General features: G+C 48.2%; 14 protein-coding genes. 4 read left to right on the forward strand and 10 right to left on the reverse strand.

The window, feature by feature from the left end; genetic code table 11:
• Together ACY2RQ_RS15390 and ACY2RQ_RS15395 are read right to left on the reverse strand one after the other, a co-directional pair.
• The coding region (locus ACY2RQ_RS15390; protein WP_490113873.1) for a hypothetical protein at window positions 1–749 on the reverse strand (749 nt) is incomplete at its 3' end.
• A 230-nt stretch (window positions 750–979) separates the two neighbouring features.
• Window positions 980–1,372 (reverse strand): YbaN family protein, encoded by a 393-nt coding sequence (locus tag ACY2RQ_RS15395; RefSeq protein WP_490113874.1) that lies wholly within the window; start codon window positions 1,370–1,372, stop codon window positions 980–982.
• A gap of 163 nt (window positions 1,373–1,535) precedes the next feature.
• On the opposite strand from ACY2RQ_RS15395, the gene ACY2RQ_RS15400 reads away from it, so the two are divergent.
• A complete protein-coding gene (locus tag ACY2RQ_RS15400; protein ID WP_490113875.1) occupies window positions 1,536–2,216 on the forward strand; it encodes an isochorismatase family protein in 681 nt (226 codons plus the stop codon).
• A gap of 15 nt (window positions 2,217–2,231) precedes the next feature.
• Here the strand turns inward: ACY2RQ_RS15400 and ACY2RQ_RS15405 are convergent, their stop codons facing one another.
• Window positions 2,232–3,827, reverse strand: coding sequence for an ABC transporter ATP-binding protein (locus ACY2RQ_RS15405; protein ID WP_490113876.1), 1,596 nt, complete (start codon window positions 3,825–3,827; stop codon window positions 2,232–2,234).
• A gap of 250 nt (window positions 3,828–4,077) precedes the next feature.
• On the opposite strand from ACY2RQ_RS15405, the gene ACY2RQ_RS15410 reads away from it, so the two are divergent.
• Window positions 4,078–4,503, forward strand: coding sequence for a hypothetical protein (locus ACY2RQ_RS15410; RefSeq protein ID WP_490113877.1), 426 nt, complete (start codon window positions 4,078–4,080; stop codon window positions 4,501–4,503).
• A gap of 35 nt (window positions 4,504–4,538) precedes the next feature.
• Here ACY2RQ_RS15410 and ACY2RQ_RS15415 read toward each other — a convergent pair whose 3' ends face one another.
• From ACY2RQ_RS15415 to ACY2RQ_RS15440, 6 genes are all read right to left on the reverse strand, one after another.
• Window positions 4,539–5,903: an ABC transporter permease gene (locus ACY2RQ_RS15415; protein WP_490113878.1), complete on the reverse strand. Its 1,365-nt coding sequence runs from the start codon at window positions 5,901–5,903 to the stop codon at window positions 4,539–4,541.
• Between the two features lie 117 nt (window positions 5,904–6,020).
• A complete protein-coding gene (locus ACY2RQ_RS15420) occupies window positions 6,021–6,998 on the reverse strand; it encodes an ABC transporter permease (RefSeq protein WP_490113879.1) in 978 nt (325 codons plus the stop codon).
• 2 nt (window positions 6,999–7,000) lie between these two features.
• Entirely contained in the window at window positions 7,001–9,199 is a 2,199-nt protein-coding gene (locus ACY2RQ_RS15425; protein ID WP_490113880.1) for an ABC transporter substrate-binding protein, read from the reverse strand.
• A gap of 124 nt (window positions 9,200–9,323) precedes the next feature.
• A complete protein-coding gene (locus ACY2RQ_RS15430) occupies window positions 9,324–9,533 on the reverse strand; it encodes a hypothetical protein (protein WP_490113881.1) in 210 nt (69 codons plus the stop codon).
• 351 nt (window positions 9,534–9,884) lie between these two features.
• Window positions 9,885–10,634 carry a hypothetical protein gene (locus tag ACY2RQ_RS15435; protein WP_490113882.1) on the reverse strand — a complete coding sequence of 250 codons (750 nt, stop codon included), beginning with the start codon at window positions 10,632–10,634 and terminating at the stop codon, window positions 9,885–9,887.
• 181 nt (window positions 10,635–10,815) lie between these two features.
• Window positions 10,816–13,095: a protein kinase domain-containing protein gene (locus tag ACY2RQ_RS15440; protein ID WP_490113883.1), complete on the reverse strand. Its 2,280-nt coding sequence runs from the start codon at window positions 13,093–13,095 to the stop codon at window positions 10,816–10,818.
• A gap of 160 nt (window positions 13,096–13,255) precedes the next feature.
• Between ACY2RQ_RS15440 and ACY2RQ_RS15445 the strand changes: the two genes are divergently transcribed.
• The gene (locus ACY2RQ_RS15445) at window positions 13,256–15,115 is read left to right on the forward strand and encodes a hypothetical protein (RefSeq protein ID WP_490113884.1); all 1,860 of its coding nucleotides are present in this window, start codon (window positions 13,256–13,258) and stop codon (window positions 15,113–15,115) included.
• A 122-nt stretch (window positions 15,116–15,237) separates the two neighbouring features.
• Window positions 15,238–15,546: a hypothetical protein gene (locus tag ACY2RQ_RS15450; protein WP_490113885.1), complete on the forward strand. Its 309-nt coding sequence runs from the start codon at window positions 15,238–15,240 to the stop codon at window positions 15,544–15,546.
• Here the strand turns inward: ACY2RQ_RS15450 and ACY2RQ_RS15455 are convergent.
• Window positions 15,543–17,843 carry a protein kinase domain-containing protein gene (locus ACY2RQ_RS15455; RefSeq protein ID WP_490113886.1) on the reverse strand — a complete coding sequence of 767 codons (2,301 nt, stop codon included), beginning with the start codon at window positions 17,841–17,843 and terminating at the stop codon, window positions 15,543–15,545. The two genes, ACY2RQ_RS15450 and ACY2RQ_RS15455, sit on opposite strands and share 4 nt — an antisense overlap.
• Between the last annotated feature and the right edge of the window lie 89 nt (window positions 17,844–17,932).

Here is a 17,932-nt window from a genome sequence, read left to right on the forward strand (position 1 = left end):
TATATGTCGATTCCTGAATAGGCATCTGAAGTTATCATTCCATTATTGGTGATATCACCACCCATATCAGTATGGTAGGTGGAAATCCATTTTCCGCCGGAAAGGCTGTGATTGTTTATTATATTGCCATTGAAAATTGACCGGTTCTCAGGCCTTTCTTTTGTTTCAGAACGGCCTGATATGCTTATTACGCTTCGATCTGCATGGATATTTCCATCGTTTATAATATTGCCAGTGAATTTTGTTTGGTAGTTATCTCGATAAGAAGTTTTTAGTCTTATCCCATAAAAATCACCATAAATGGTACCTGTAGAGGTATTGTGAATGTCACCATTAAGGTCAATGTTGGCGGAGTTACTATAAATTTCAATGCCGGAAAGAGCGTAAGGGAAGCCTTCTTCAAGATTGATGGTTCCACTATTGGTAATATCTAACTTACCCTGTGCGGAATCAACAAAAATAGCGGCAGTGAGATAATTACGATCCTGTTTCTCATAATGCCCTCCCTGCACCTTTCCACCCTCTTCAATAGTAATGCTGGTATCCAGAGCTTGCCCTGAGACATTTATAGCTGAATCCCAGGGAAATATGTGTGGGAATGGAAAATACGATTTAACCGTTCCCTTAACAACAAGGCTGGATTGGCCTCTGAGACTGACGGGGCTGACATCTGTCTCATCTGCTTCGATAATTATTGAGGTCTTGGCAACCCCAGGTGTCGCCAGAGTAAGGTGAATGGCGACAGCCAAAGCGCTTTTCCGGAAGATCTGCATCCTGCAATCCTTGTTTTTATAAGGTTATTGTCGTTTTTGTGTGATAAGTGTCCTTCAGGTTTTTTAAAAAGTCCATGTCAATTTTGACGCCGGGTGTCGTCACTCAAAGGTAAGTAGTTCTTGCGTAAACAAGAAGCCTGAGCACGAGACGTTAGGCTAAACGAAAAATGCAGTATTGAACGCTCTTCTGTATACAGGGGCGTTTATTAGTCAGGAAGTGTCTTCAGGGAGTACATTTTATACAGTACTCCCAGCATTACGGGTACGAGCAAGAACTTCACCCAGATAACCGGGATGATATACATACTGAATGAGAAACTTAGAAGGATAAGGAAGCAGGCTCTTTGTTTGTTTTTCTGAGAAATACCTCGGTGTTGCTCCCAGTCCGAAATTACCTTGCCAAAGTAGCGATGGGTGATCAGCCAGGTATGAAAACTCTGGCTGGAGCGGGCAAAGCACCAGGCTGAGAGAAGAACGAACGGTGTCGTCGGAAGAAGTGGCAGAACAATGCCAATAATACCCGTGATAAGAGACAGAACGCCGGCTACCAGATAGAGAATGCGTTTTATAAAAGGTTTGCGGGAGAGGAGCCGGAACATAGTTGTATAGCTGATTTGTCGAATACCGGAATGATACCAGTCTTCTACTATGCTGTGACACCTGTTCGGGTATGAGTAACAGGTGTTGAGGAGAAGAAAAATGGATAATCTGTCTGTGTTGTATATTTGAGAAGTGTTATTACCGGATGGGAGTACTGAGCTGATGAAACTTCTGGTCTGGCTGTTGGCCCTATCCCTGCAAGCTCAAGGTGGCTGGAAAGAAACCAGAGACTACATCAACGAAGTGCTTGGTGAAGGCAGTGAGGTCGGTGTGCTCGTGATTGATATGCAGATCAGATATTCCCGCTTCTTTGGAAGCCCACAGGAATCGACACGGGTAGGGACCGATCTGGTCAGCCTGATTGGGGAGTTTGCGGGGAACAGGCATGTGCATTTTCTGGATGTAAGGTACACAGGGGACGGGCCAACATTCCAGTTTCTTTATAAAGCCATGAAACGCTCGGCCACTTATCGGTTGTTTATAAAGGACACTGACAGCGCGTTTGAGGCGAAGCCGTTTCTTGTCAGAAATTTTGGAGCTGATGAAATTAATGTGGAGCTGGATACCTATATGAAAAGTATAGGGATAACAGATGTTATTCCTACAGGTTGTTTTGATGGTGCCTGTATCCTTTTTACTGCCGAAGATGGATTAAAAGCCGGTTATAACGTTGCGGTTGACCATACTATGAATGTTGTTAACGATCGCCGATGGAGCAGCTATGGAAAAACCCGGACGGAATTTTACAGTCACATAGAGAAAGAGTGGCGCTCTCTGGAAACGGATTACCCTTCAGATCTGACTATTATTCAGGAGTGGCATCCGTCCTGCTTTCTGAAGTAATACTCGCCCTCAATGTTAGCAATGAGGGACAGCGCTTAACAACTCCCGGGTATAGTTATGGCGAGGCTGGGTAAGAACGGCTTCCGTTGCTCCTGTCTCCACAATCTTCCCGTCCTTCATTACCGCTACCCGGTGGGCCAGCTGGGGAATAATCGACAGGTCGTGGGTAATAAACAGGTAGGACACTCCCAGTTCCCTTTGCAGCTTCTGCAACAGATATAAAACTTCCGCTCGAGTGGAAACATCCAGGGCGCTGGTGGGTTCATCACAGATAATCAGTTCCGGTTCCACCGCCAGAGCCCGGGCAATAGCGATACGCTGTCGTTGGCCACCGGAGAACTCGTGTGGATAGCGGTGTCGATGCTCCGGTTCCAGTTTTACCTTTTCCAGCAGCTCAATAACCCGGTCTTCCCGTTGCCTTGGTGTCAGCCCGAATTTCAGGCTGATCATGCCTTCCTCGATAATCCGCTGTATGGTCATACGGGGGTTCATTGAAGAATAAGGATCCTGGAATATCACCTGAATCTTCTGGCGCAGGGGCAGCATCTGTCTGCGTGAAAATGTACTGATACATTGTCCGTTATAGGAAATAGAACCAGAGGAAATTTTTTCCATATTCAGAATCGCCCGGCCTGTTGTGGTTTTCCCGCAGCCGGACTCGCCCACTAGAGCCAGGGTCTCTCCACGGCCAAGGGTCAGGGATATATCATCCACCGCCCGGGTCCATGAATGTATGCGCTGCAGAATGCCCTTGCGCTGGGGAAAGTGAACTTTCAGGTTGTCTACGCAGAGCAGAGACTCAGGCTGGGTTGTATCCTGGAAATGATCCTGGTCTGGCAGGCTGGCAATCAAACGACGGCTGTATTTTTCTCTGGGATTAAGGAAAAAGTCTTCGCAGGCATCTTCCTCAATAATTTCACCTTTATACATCACCCCAACACGTTGGGCAGTTTCCCGCACAACCCCCATATCGTGGGTAATCAGCAGAACAGCCAGTCTGCGGGAGTGGGCCAGACGGCGAATAAGTTGCAGCACCTGCTTTTGAATAGTTACGTCCAAGGCTGTTGTCGGCTCATCGGCAATAAGAACATCCGGGTCACAGGCCAGGGCCATGGCAATCATAACCCGCTGCTGCTGGCCGCCGGAAAGCTGGTGGGGATACCAGTGAATACGGGTTTCCGGGCTGGGCAGGCCGACTTCTTCCAGTAATTCAATAATACGTTCCTGCCGTGCTCTGGGGCTGAGCCGGGAGTGAAGTTTCAGGCTCTCTTCCAGCTGCAGGCCGATTTTCTGCACCGGGTTAAGAGACGTCAGGGCATCCTGAAAGATCATCGCTACCCGGTTACCTCGAACAGCGGTCATCTCCTGTTCGGTAGAGGTGAACAGATCTTTATCGTCAAAATGAACGCAGCCAGAGGTAATTTTCAAGGTATCAGGGAGCAGGCGCATCATGGCCAGAGATGTGACAGATTTACCACTGCCAGACTCTCCTACCAGCGCATAAACCTCACCGGGATACAGCTGGAAAGAGACCCTTTTGAGTATTTGCGAGCAACCTGAATCGACGCTCAGACCTGTGATACTGAGAACTGGCTCTGTGGTTTTGCCCATGCTGCGATACCTTTCTTTGACAGGTATAAGATGCCTTAAGGAGTTTTAAAGTCAATCGAATCGAAAGAGTCATGGAGGAAAGGAAAGAGTCATGGAGAAAATTGGGTAAAGCCGCAAAAACTGACTATGTTGTTGACTCTCCCCCTTACTAGAGCTGTCGTTTGTTATGTACCTGTTGCAACTGAAGAAAAGTGCACTCCTGCTTGGGAGCTGCAGCATGCTGGCATGGGGACAGGCCAACGCCAATTTCATGGATGACTATATTCAATCGAAATGCGGAAATGTTGAAGATGTTCTCACAAAACACAGTACCTGGGACTACGAGTATTCAGGGTCAGGGTATGCGTTTATTGGGTGGGTAGTGAGTTTTAATTTCAAGAATAAAGCGGTTTTTTTTCAAGATAAGAAAACGAAAGCCTGGAAGGTGAAAGTCACTGGAAATAAAACATCAGCCAGTGGTATAGGTGCTGGCAGTGTTCCAGGCAAGGTTGATTTTACCAGCCCTGTCACAATTGTCAGGAACAATAATGGTATTACCTTTTTTATGAATAATGGTAAATCTGATGCCGTGACCCTGACGATGCAGGAAGATTGCACGTTCAAGGGAAGCGGATCATTTTATGATAGGGCAACTATTGACTACAAGGGAACAATGACCCCTCAATCCGGCAGTTAGTATCAGGTGTTACTGGTAACCTGGGAGCGGTTTTTTTAACCGCTCTTTCTGTTTTTGGGGTTAAAGGCGTCGTTAACCAGGTCAGAGAACAGGTTCGCCGCCAGCACCAGGGTAAACATAAAGAAGAAGGCACCAATCAGGTTCCACCAGACCACAGGCTCCCGGGACAGCTCCGAACGGGCAAGGTTGATCATATTGCCCCAGCTGGCCATCTGGGAATCTACGCCTACGCCAATGTAGGAGAGCACAGCTTCCGCCAGCACCAGCCCACTGAAATCCAGCACAAAGGTAATCAGGATAATGTGCATAACATTGGGAAGAATATGGCGGTGAATCACCCGGGAATGGCTGACCCCAAAGGCATGGGCTGCCTGCACATAAGGCAGCTGACTGATTTTCAGGGTTTCCGCCCGTAGCAGGCGGCACAGACCTGCCCAGCTGGTAATCCCGAGAATAAAGCAAAGCCCCAGGAAGCGGGCATCAGCTTTCTCCAATCCGACTTCAAAAAACGACGGATTCAGATCAATAAATACCTGAAACTGCAGAACAGCAGCGGCAATCAGCAAAATACCGGGAATAGAGCTAAGGGTGGTGTAGAGATACTGCACAACATCATCTACCCAACCCTTAAAATAACCGGCGCAGATACCCAGAGTGATGGCGATAGGCATCATAATCAAAGTGGCCAGGGTACCAATCAGCACACCGGTACGAATGCCTTTGAGAGAGGCGTAAAGACTGTCGTTACCGGCTTTGTCTGTACCCAATACATGATAGAGGTTACCTACGTGAAGCAGCCAGCCCAGCAGAATACAGATCACCAGAACCGTGGCCATTGCTGAATTCCAGGGCAGAGTGCTGTTGCGGGTCGTAAGGCGAATCAGAACGCAGAGAATAAGCCCTGCAATTAGCCCCTTACCGATTCCAATAAGACTTTGTACGACAAGGTCTTTACCGTAATCATTCGGGCTTTCCAGATGGCTGCCGGCATGTTTGAGGTCAGGGAAACCCCGGTAAGGCAGGCCCAGTTCATCAGTCATATTTTCTTTCGAGTAGGCTTTCAGGGCAAAGGGTGCGGAGTAAGTTCGCTCTTTATCTTCTCCCATCTCACCCAGCACAACGTCCAGCACACTGTGTACGGTATTGGAATAGAAAACTTCCGTAGCGGGTTGGCCTGCCACCGGCTCAAGGGCTTTGCGGAAATGCAGGGAATCCATCAAAGCAATCACAATGTACGACAGGATAATAACAAAGGTCACCATGCCCAGACGGGCACTGAACACCTGCCGCCACTGCTCACGGGATTCCGGGTTTTTACGCAGGGTAAACAAAAAAGCGGTAATCGCCAGCACCAGAAACCAGATCAGAACATCTGTCCATAGAATTACGGGTTTAATCATTGAACCCTCCACATATCACCAGGCACTGATGGACAGAAAGATGACAACTCCGATGCTGGAGTTCTGATCCGGGGTGGGCTTTCTCAAGGCACAGGGATGTGTTGTGAGTGTGCGTCATCAGTTCAACCTCACTCGCGGGTCAGCAAGGGTGTACGAAATATCAGTCAGAATCAGGCCGATGATATAAAGCACAGAACCAACAAACACCATGGTGCGGACAATAGCGAAGTCCTGGGCACGAATAGCATCCAGCATATAACTCCCCAAACCAGGAATGCCGAAAAATGCCTCCATCAAAAGACTGCCCATAAACAGGGAAGGAATCACTACCACAACGCCGGTCAGAATTGGCAACAAGGCATTGGGGAGCACATGACGGAACAGAACCCCCAGCTCACTTACACCTTTAGCGCGGGCCGTCCGGGCAAAGTCCTGATCCGCAGCTTCAAGAAACAACGTGCGATACCACCGAGCCCCCAGGCCAATACCCGACACAACACCAATAACCACAGGAAGAATCAAAAACTTCCAGGCTGAAAACGAAGACTGATACCCCGATACCGGCACCAGTTTCCAAAGATTGGAAACAAGATACTGCCCGCCAATAATGTAAAACAAAGCAGAAATAGACATCAGGCTAACGAAAACAATCACCGCTCCACGATCCAGCCGGGTGCCCCGGAACATCACCACAATCAGGGCCACACAGATATTGATCCAGATTCCGATAATAAAACTGGGAATCGCCAGCGCCAGACTCGGTCCCATACGGGTGACCACATCAGAGCTGATATCCCGGCCATCATCCGCCTGGCCAAAATTAAAGGCGAAAAGGCTCAGGGATTTCTGGAAGAAAATAGTGTCGGTAATTATACCGGTGCCTTCTGCTTCCCGGTTTACCATTAAGGGCAGATGGTAACCCTTTTCCTTCACCCAACTATCAATGGCCTGCTGGGTGACATGCTTTTCCCCCAATTGGGCACGGGCTACATCCTCCGGGCTGTTCACCACAAAGAACAGGAAAAAGGTAATCAGGTTCACTCCGACCAAAATGGGAATGGCATAAAAAAGACGCCGAATAATATAAGCGAACATTGTTAGTTATTCTCTCCCGGCTCTTCCTGTTTTCCCTGACTGATTGTCAGAGTCTGGCGTCGGCGATAGGCGACCATGGAAGGCCAGATCAGAAGAGTCAGAAGCCCAGACATGGCAAGCAACGGCCAGACTACCGGTTGGTTCCACTCCTGCTGGCGCTGGTTGCGCAGCTCTGTATCAAGATCAATGTATTTCAGACTGTCCTGGGCAATGCCATGACGCTTTGTGTTGGAGACCCAGCCATTGTTCAGGTAATACTCTTTTACGTGGTAGCCCCACATCCAGGGTGCGTCGTGGCGTACAATTTTCACCATGCGGTCAATAATGGCCAGGCGCTCCGGAGAATTTTCCATGGTTTTCATCTGCTTAAACAGACGATCAAACTCCGGGTTCTCATAATTGCTGGTATTGGAACCATCACACTGGCAGTTTTCGCTGGTCTGGCTGCTTTCCAGCAATGTCAGGAAGTTTTCCGGATCGGGATAATCCGCAAGCCAGCCCCAGCCAAACAGCTGGGTATTGCCGTCACGCATCTTCTGTTTAAAGCGAATGTAGTCACTGGTGCGGTATTCCAACTGAACGCCGATCTGCTCCAGCTGTCGTCTGCGCCAGTCAGCCACCGGGCCTGCGGAACCGCCGGTGGTATCCAGGTAAATAATTAAAGGCTTGCCGGTTTTCTTATCACGGCCATTGGGATAACCGGCTTCCGCCAGCAGGCGTTTGGCTTCTTCAACGGATTTACGCTGGGGCTTTCCATCAACCCAGTCGTATATATAGGGATCAATACCGTCCTTTCCTTCCCGGTAACCGGGAATTCCCGGAGGAATCGGCCCCATAGCCGCCTGGCCACGACCATTGAGGAAAATTTCCAGCAACTCCTCAGTATTCCAGACGATACTGATGGCCTGACGCAACTTGCGCTTGTCATCGGTATAACCACCTACCACCGGGTCTTTCATATTGAAACCCATGTAATAAATGGAAGGCTTTACTTCGGTGCTGACAGTTATTCCCTTCTCCGTCATTTCCGGAGAGAGATCAAGGCCATTGCCAGACACTACAAAGGCCCTGTCAAAATTATCGGAGCTGATATTGTGGGTATCGTCACCGGAGCGGTCATACCAGCCCTGCATAAACTTCGCCCATTGGGGCAGGCTCTCTTTCTCCAGTCGGAAGGTGGCCCGGTCAATAAACGGCATGGGTTGTCCGGCTTTAAACAGATGACCTTCATCGGCATCGCCTTTTTCACCTTCCGAAGGGTAAGGATCAAAACGGTAGTAAGGGTTACGCTCCAGGGTGATGCCGCTGTTGGGATCATTGCGGGTCATCATAAAAGCGCCAGTGCCCACCGGATACCAGTCGATGGTCAGGTTTCGCTCCTGAAAACCGGGGTTGTGGTAGAAACGGTCCGCTTCCCAGGGAATGGGAGAGAAAAAGTGCATGGCCAGCCAGTATTTGAACTGGGGGTACATACCTTTTACCCGAATGGTCAGGGTCAGGTCATCAACTGACTTTACGCCTGATATATTCATTGGGCGCAGGTCAAACCAGCCATTACGTTCTTTACCGGCAACCTCTTTGGTGAACTCCCCCATGCCATCAATGTAATTGGCCATCAGCGCCAGCAGGGGGGATTTGTTATGCGGGTCCGCCATACGTTTGATGGCGTAGGCAAAGTCTTCTGCTTTCAGCGTCCTTTTGCCTGTTTCAGGAAAGTCATAAAGGGTTTTAAATTCAGTGGACTCTTCCGGGGTTTTAAACAGATACAGGGGGCGCCCGTTTTTATCAGAGGCAAAAGCCGGATGGGGCTGGTAGTACACATCGGGTTTCAGGCGGATTGTGTACAGGCTGAAGGCAAGGTCTTTACTATCGGCATCAACGGGTTTCAGGTCTTGATCCAGATAACTGACCTCCGGCATCTTTGTTGCCAGGGCCGGTTCCAGTACGTAAGGGCGTTTCAGGAAGTGGTAACGGAAGGGGGCCTCATAAATCTGGTCAATAAACAGGGCTTCTTCCGAGCTGTAGGAACGCACCGGGTCCAAGTGCTGGGGGCGGCTGGAGAAGCTACCGTAATACACCGTTTCACCGGGTTGCTCAGGCTCATTGGGATCGTTCCAGGGGCCGGAGCAGGCCGTCATTACAAAGGATGCGGCCAGAGTCATCAGTATGGTGAATAAGCGTTTTGTCCCGAGCTGGGGCATAAAGCATCCATCTGTGGCTTGTTGGGCTTTTGCTCTAATTTCTCATGTTTTGACGGGTGGGTACAGAGCAAAGAGAGAACCGGCATACTGGAATGCCGGTTCTCTGAATCAGTGGAGCTTCAGATTACCTGCCAGGAAGGTAGCGCATTACAGCAACAGTAACAATTGAGGACAGCTGGTTTAATGTTCTATAGCTGTGGGCTTGTGGAAAGAGACTGGCTGCCTGTTCTCCTACATAGAGGCAGATAGCTCCTCCTCTGGTTTTGCTCAGGCGGGATATATTGTCAGCGAGGTTTGCCGCCATTGCTGGTGCTATACGGTTTATTCCATTCATAGCCAGTACTCCTTTTTTATTGACTCCTATCGCACCTTATCTGCTTCTTCAGATAGCTGGGTGACTGTTAAATTAGAGACAAATCATGGAAAAAAGTTCACAGGATAAATAAGTTTGACTATTGGTCATTGGAAGTAACAGCGCTGTTATAGCTAACGGACTGAACACCGGGATAATAACTTTCAAGACAGGTGAGGGAAGGAGTCCCGGGGCTCAGGAGCGAACCCTGTTCATTTGTCGGCTGCCACCGGGGCTGTTAGAGAGTACCTGGGAGATACAGGGTGCAAGCTCATCCTGATCAGTGACTCTGACGGCTCCGGTATGGCAGTTTTATCCTTTCTTTATACGAACTTATGGTGTTACTGGTTCTGGCTTTTGCTGATTCCGGGCTGGTACGTTCAGATATCCCCCGACCATACCCATCAGGCCAAGGCTGGCGCTGTTGAAAACAACTGCCGGAGCGAGCAGACCGGTCAGTGAATCTACCAAGCTGGCGCAGAACATGGCAAATCCACAGGTCACGCCGCCTACCACGCTCAGGCCATAGTTCTGGAGGCCAATAATGCCACCGGTAATAGCAAAGGCATTACGGCTCAACAGTCTTTTCATGGCCTGGCTGCGGGTTTCATCCGCAGGTGGAGACGTTGCGCCCTGGTTATGGATTTTATCCAGGCCATGGCCCATAAACGCGCCGGCAGCGGTGCAGGCCAGGGCATTGAATCCATGGCAGCCCAGAATGATTGTAAAGCCCAGAGTTGAGGGTATGGTCGAGCCAATGACCAGGAAACTACAGGTCAGTGTCGTGGCTCCCAGAACCGCGCCATAAACCCCGAATATCAGTGCGGCAGAGGTTTTGGGGTGTTTGTTCAGGAAAACCATGGCGGTATTCAGAAGCTTGCAGCTTCTCTCTCCAATCGGGGACTGGGAAAACCGGGTAAGGCTGTTGCTGCAATAGATTTTTACTGACTGCAGGCTTGCGCAGGCTTTATGCAGCCATGAGCCTTTCTCTGGCGTGGCGGTACCAGCTTGGTCTGGTATAGGAATCACAGTGGTTTCAGGTGAGCCTGGAGTTGGTTGCTGTGTATTCAGAGGTGCGGTCATTGTTCTCTCCCTGGGAATTGTCCGTAATCCTGGAATTAGAGGAATAATGTGCCTGGGAGTTGCACCTGTTCGACTATCGTCGCAGGAGTCGCAGGAAATATGCCCTTAGGAGTTACGACAGGCTGGTAAAAGTGACCGGCAGTTTTAAAACACCAATTAATGATGACCTGGAGTCTGTTCGTTAGTTTTTTCTGGCGCGACCGGCAATAAACTGGCTGGTTGAGTGGGGATAGCTGGAATACTGGTGTCCGTTAATATGCCCGCTGGAAGATGTTACCGGGGCTGCATGTTGTTTATTTTTTGTGCAAACTTTCCAGTGCTTCTGGTAGCTGTTTTCAAGGTCAGAGAGGGAGAATATTTTTCCGCAGGCAGGGCAGTTAAACAGGTCGTTTCCTGTTGAATCTGGAGCAGAAAGCTGTGAAGGGGGCGTATTACGTACAATTCTTGTAGCTGTTGCCATGGCTGCTGGAAATGGAGTTAAAGGAATTTTGGCATGCATTTCGCGCTGAGGCTGTTGAATGAAAAACTTTTCCAGTAATGTTTCAGCCGTTGTGTTATCCGCTCGTTCGAGAGCAAACACGCTCTGGAGCAGGTTAATCAGCCAGTCAGGTGGAATATAAGTAAAATCTTCTGTGTCCTGAAATTTACCCAGAAAGGATATGAACAGCACAGTGAAATAGTTGATATCACTTTTTGCTGCGAACTCCAGGTTTTCCAGTAAGACAGCGTATTCATTCATCTGCTCAGTATTCGGAGCGACGCTTTTGTGTGTGTCCATTAGCAAAAGTGGTGGGCTGCCCAGCAGCAAATGGATAAGGGACATACCATAGGCGAACAGGTCCGCTCTGTAACCATCTGTGGGAAAGACCGCGTTTTCCCGGATTTCTCCAAACTGTCGCTTTTGACTCTGAAGTTCCCTGAGAATATAGGCATTCAGATAGGGCAGGGTTCCCCTGACAGGCATCATAATAATATTGTCCATGTCTTCTACCCTGGTGAGTTCACCAAAATCTGTTATAGCGTAGAATGTCCTGTTATCTGCGAGGGTGTTTATAACCGTATTTCCAGGTTTTATATCCAGATGTACCCGTTTATTCTGATGGAGCTGGCTGATGCCCTTGAGAATGTGGTGTGCATATTTTCTGAGTTCTTCCTCTGGCATAGGCTGTTTGAGGGGGACGGGCGTAGCTTCCTTTTCTGCCATAAGAATATAGCTATCACAGACCACCCAGTCGTAAACAGCCATGATATTGGAATGTATAATCTGATTTTCCAGATAGTGAGTGATTGACGTCTCTTTCTGTTCAGAAGCTCTTCGAACCATTTGTTTGATAACAACGGCCCTTGGCAGTTCCCTGCGGCTATCGGGCAGGTATACACCGGAATAAACGACTGTATCCTTTCCTGTGTTAACAACTTCATTAATAACCGCAATACCGTTGTTCATGCGAACCGAAGACAGTTCCAGCCTTTCAAGCATTGGTGCATGAGGAGAAAGGGGGCGGGAGCGAAAGTGCTGTTTGATTTGGAAAGTGGCCTGGCGGATTTGTTTGAGCCGATCATTGAGCTGTTGACTATCCGTTGTGATAGCTGGCAGTTCTACCTCGTGAATCATCGGGTCGGATATGACAAGGTTAGTCGGGTTTGAAGCAGGGCTCAGACTGATATTGAGCGGTTCTGGTGTTGCAGCTGATGTTGATTTTTCTGCGCTTTGTGATTCTTGGGGCTCCAGTGAGATCAGGGAAAGATCACTGGTGCAGGTGGGCTTAAGGGGGTGCAGAGAGATCATACGTGTTACCCGGCCTGAACGGGGAATTGTTGCTGAAGGGCGTCGTATTGTGAGTTTGGGAATTTTCTCATGCCAGTGGATAACAGAATGGGAAGACCTTTGTGTTGGAGTAATGCTCTGAAAGTGGCGAGCCTGTTTTTTTTCCATATCGGCGACGTATTTTTCCAGATTTTTTCCATTTATCCTGAATGTTGAAATCAGTCTGTTTAAAGGTCCAGGTGAATATTTTTGATCTGTATTATTTAATATCTGTGGCAGAAACAGTTGCTCTTTTTTCTGTGGGTTTTGATAAAACAATATTAGGAATTCAAGGTTCGGGTTATCCGGGTCCGGTGGTGATTCTATGGCTATCTCTTTTTTATCGACTATAGCCAGTTGGTCGTCTTTAATATTGATAGTATTTATCCATATCCTTTTCCCGTGAATTCCGACAATAATCAGGGAACTGGAAAGTCTTGTGCCTGGGGGCAGTTGTATATCGCCACCGTACTGGTCTGATATAAAAAAGCCTTTATCCCCCTGGAACAGAATATGCAGCCGGGTTGTGTCTGTTAATGGAATAACCAGTTCATTGGAAAGGGCAGGTAATGAAATTATCAGAAAAATCAGCAGTAAAAGTACAGCAAGACAGAAGGACTCTGTTTTTATCTGTTTACTCCAGCTGAATGGCATTTTTGAGTGTACCTGTTATCAATGGATGATCAGATCAAGCCTTCGAAACCCTGTTGAGCTATGCCGGGTACATCAGTATTAATGCCAGCTGAGAATCTGCAAGTTTGAATAACTGGTCTATGTTGAACAGCATTCTGCCTATAACAGGAATAAACCGAACGTGAATACTGGGCACCAGGCTTCTGCTGTTACGATTGCTTTTTATGCCAGAACATTAGCGGCAGGAATACTGTTTTTTCTTTCAGGTTTTCCAGCTTATGGCCTGTATGAGGAGGGGAGTAAGCAACTGGCAGCGGGGAATGCAGGAGACCGCTGGGTATCTGGTGGCAAAGGTGTTGAGGCGGATGAATTTATGTATAGCATCCGGGTCACTCCAGCGGCTGGGTTCGTAAAAACTATACATGATAGTGGCTTACAGACGGTGTCAGCTTCCCTGTCAAGATCTACCGGGAGGCATACCGCTTCAGGTGGTCTGGCAGGTGGTCTGGCAGGTGGTCTGGTTAGTGGCGTGGAGATGATGTCCCTTGATACCAGAGAGCCTGGACATGAGCAGTTGAAGATTCTGGATTTTACAGCCTTCAGCCAACGCTACCCGAAAATAGAGGCTGCGCTAAGATTGCCTCCGGAAGCTGGCAAAGTGGTTTTCCGCTATAACGTTGACACTCAAACCCTGGCCGAACAGCTAATGACGGGCAGGGCACTGGGTGCGCTGGAAGCCTATATAGAAGAACGTCAGACTGACGGGGTGGAAGAACAACAGATAAAAAGGAACGTGAGGATTATTTTTGCTTCCCTTATCAGTGAAATCATCCCTTCAATGCCAAACCGACGGGATGCAATAGATTTTATTGATTATATATGGCCTGTTTTTACACAGAATCCTGAAGGTGTCGCATCCACAGCCCATACATACGATCTGACAGAAGCCATTAATACCAGACAGGCTGTGAATGTGTACCAGAATATTTTCAAAGTTCACGGTATGAAGGCGGTTCGCAAGATGATGCTGGTAGATCTGAAAGACTCTTTCAGAAAACTCAGCAACAACTATCCGGTTACCTATTCCCTGATCCGGTTTCTTGACGATGGGAAGCTGAAGGACTGGTGGATAGATCACTATCTTATGGATGATGTCAAATCCTTTCGGGCGAAAATTGTGCCCCAGATGATGATCCGACCAAAGGAATTGGGTATCAGTGATCTGGAAAAGGCTCTGGAGGAGCATCTTCGTGAGAGCTGGAAAATCACAGAGAACACTTTAATGGTGGCCTGTGGATTAATTCATATGCTGTATCGGCAACGACCTTTGCTCTACAGCCTGACAAAACCTTTTTATCCTGCCAAACCAACAGAGGAAAGGCGGAGGCAGGATAGAGTTTTATTAAGCTCATTGGAATCAGACAGGTATCATGGTGATGCTGCTGGCGCTAGCCAGAAAATGCAGGATCTGTTCAAACAATTGAATACATTCGTGCAGTCAAAAGAGTTGGGAGATGCGCCGGTAAAGGCGTTAATGACCCTGGCGGAGATCCCACTGATGATTGTGCCTATAGCCACAATTGTTTCCGAAGCGGTTAAGCAGGGTAAACCTGTTGGGCATTATATCCGCTGGCTTGCTGATTTAACTGATCAAGATGGTGTTCATGTGGGGGGAACTCTTTACATGGACAAGGTTATGAAGGAATGGAGTGCGATAGCGTTGCTTGATGAACTGGATGGAGTTGAGCCTTTACCCGTTCAGGACGAATTTACTCCGGCAGTAACATTTGCGGCTTCAATAATACAGAAATATAAGGAAGGTGTGTCTGACAAGAAGGAAATTTCTGGAAAATACTGCCAGGCTTTAAAAAATCGGAATTTTCTCACAGACTGGTGTTTTAACAAGACACTGCATCTTACCGGTACTTTGAAAACAGATGGTCGTTACTATAACTCTGTGCTTTCACAACACCTTGCGCATGTTTCTATTGGATTTCTGCCAGCATTGAAGGTTCCTCCAAAGCCTAAACCTGCCTGGTGAATCTTGTATCTGTCCGAACCAGTCCGCATAAAATACGACCATTAGATAATAAATAATAACAGGCCGGTCAGGCAGGAAATTTATTTTTTTCAGGTGATTATGTTTTCCCCAGGCGATGACGGGTGAAATTCTTATGGAGCGGCTCCACTCCATCCCCTAATACTGCAATGGTAAAAACAGGGGTTTTGTTTGTAACTGCTCAGAATTTGCAGGCAATTCAGGTCGTTGGCTACAGCCCAGTAAAATCAAGAGTACAGTCTTCAAACAAAGCAATTTTGCCTACAAAAAATGAGCAGTTACCTTTGGTTATGCCTTTGGCTCTTGTTGGAATTATTGGCATGCTGGTGGCTGTTGCTATGGCCGCGATACCCAGAGAACCGCATCTTCCTGTTTCCCCTTATTGTCTCAGCCATAAGGGGCTGTTTATTTAATGTTTGATTGAAGGAGAACCCGGTATAAGCAACAAATGAGGTAGAGGCTGAGAGCGGTGCATATGCTCTGGTTCCATAACAGGAGAATGGCTGGCAGATGACCTTGCTGCTTGTCTCTCTTTATGTTGGTGTCTTTCTGGGGAAGCTGGTGACAGGTGATCTCTCAGTATTTCCCTTGCCAGTTGATTGTCGGCACTGTTGATGCGGCGGAAGATTTCATATAACACTCGTCTTAGCCACCGGTGTTCATTCTGGTGCGCACAGAGTTCATCGTGTTGTTGAGCTACTGTGAACTCACTTTCATACATAAACTGCTGAAGTACCGGATAAAAAGTTATTTTGTTGACTTTCGCTGCCTCTATCACAGTGTTGACTCTTTCTGCATAGGCTTTTAATGCCTGATTTTTTCTCCGGATATCAGCTTCTTTCTGTATTGCCTGGTAAGGGTGTATACCAAGATAGAGGTTGAGCAGAGTCATGGCGTAGCTGAACAGGTCGTGGGCATAATCATTGGGAAGCTGGTCATCTTCTGGTTCCTGGATCTGCTTTGACATACCGGCGTAAGTAGCCAGGTACTTCTCAAGATGCGCAGGCGATAGAAATGCGGGGGTTCCTGCCAGCGATGCATACATGGGTTGATTTTCAACAGCACGGAGTGTGCCGAAGTCTGTCAGAACATACCGGCCGGTGACGCTGGCGCGGTCCTGTACAAAAACAACATTGTCGGGCTTGAAGTCCCGGTGTACATAGCCTCTTTCATGGAAGGCTGCCAGTGCGCTGAGGGTTTCTCTGGCAAATACTTTCAGTCTGTCGCTTTTCCAGGGAGAGCCTGTTCTCAGGGGGATTCCCATGGTTTCAAGAAGCAACAGGTAATTGTCGGTCAGTTTCCAGTCCTGGATATACATAATGCCTGGGTGTTCTATCTGCTGCTCCAGATATTTCTGCAGCCGGCGACGACGCTGTTCCAGGAATCCATCCTGTTTGATCCGCAGCATTTGTTTAACAATATAGGGTTCTGGAGTGATCCCGGAGAAGCCATCCTGAGTATTCCGAAAGTAAACGCCGTCATAAATAATGGATTCTGCGCCGGCCTGGCGGGCTTTATAAACACCGACAATTCCGTTCTCTGTACGCATGCGGGTCAGATCAATCCTGCGAAGCCGGTCCTGTGGTTTTACCTTGGTTTCCAGCGGTTTAAGCTGGGCTGTCAGCTGTTCTTGGGAGGTTGCGGCATTTATAGCGGAAACCCTGGTGCTAAGAGCTTCCATGTCATTGATGCCCGAAGGCCAAAAAGAGGAATCCGGTAAGAATGGGCATTCGGCTTCATGGTGATCTTCAGCGTCGGGAACCTGCTCCTGTTTATTTATTGAAAGGAAGGAGTTATCCCCGCTGCTGCCTTCCGCCTGAAGGCTTTCTTGCAGGCTTTTTTGTAGAGGGTTGCTGAGTGACTGGTGAACAGGCTGAAGTGACAGTTCATCCAGTTTTTGCTCCAGGGAAAGTGAAATAAACGGAGTGGCAGTCTGGGAGGGAGGGGTAGAGATAACACTGGCTGTGGCCGTCAGGAGGGAAGCGTTAACTGCTGTTGACGCTGTAAATTGTTCAGAGAGTTCAAGCTTGCCAGCCTGGGATAATAATGCATCCCAGTCCAGAAGTGTTGTGTTCGTGGGGGGGCTGCTTTCCTGCATTGAGGCAATATAGCTCTTCAGGTTCTGCAGGGAGGCTTTTTCATCAATATAGAGCGACCTTACATATTTGATGGCCCGGGCTTTCTTCTCTGCCTGGCTTTGGTCGTGATTAAGGTCAACAACCACCCATGAAACCTGGTCAGGATCATTCTTCGGAGAGAAAAACCATAACATGAACGGTTTTTCTACAGGTTCCCTGGTTGTCCACACTCCAAGTTCTTCAATTGTCAGCCGGCCTACATAACCGGTTCTTAATGCTGCGAGGGTAATGGTTTCCCCTGAAATTCCTGCAATAAGAAGGGGCGATGCCAAATCGTAACCTGAGTTCAAATAAACAGGCTCTTTTTCTTTTTCCTGAATTACGGATCGCCGGGTAATGGAAAAGAGGGTTGACTGTGTCTCTCTGTGCGGATCGTAGCGAATGTACAGAAGAGGAGCTGATGTCGCTTTCAGCCACTGTTCGTTACCCTGAGATTGTACGGCTCCGGTAATATATCCAATGGCCCAGGCCATTCCCGTGAATATGTACAGAAAAAGAAATAACAGGCCGCTAAAGAGGAACGTCTTATGATGTTTGTCGGGAGCCTGCCCGTTTCTATCGGCTCCTGGCATGGTGCCCTCGCCTGACTGTGACTTCTGGAAAGTGAGCAGGTCAGTATTGTTCAGCTCCGTGATTATGCAAGAAATTAATATCCCTCCTC

It is taken from the genome of Parendozoicomonas sp. 209JJ7-1 (assembly GCF_058147085.1).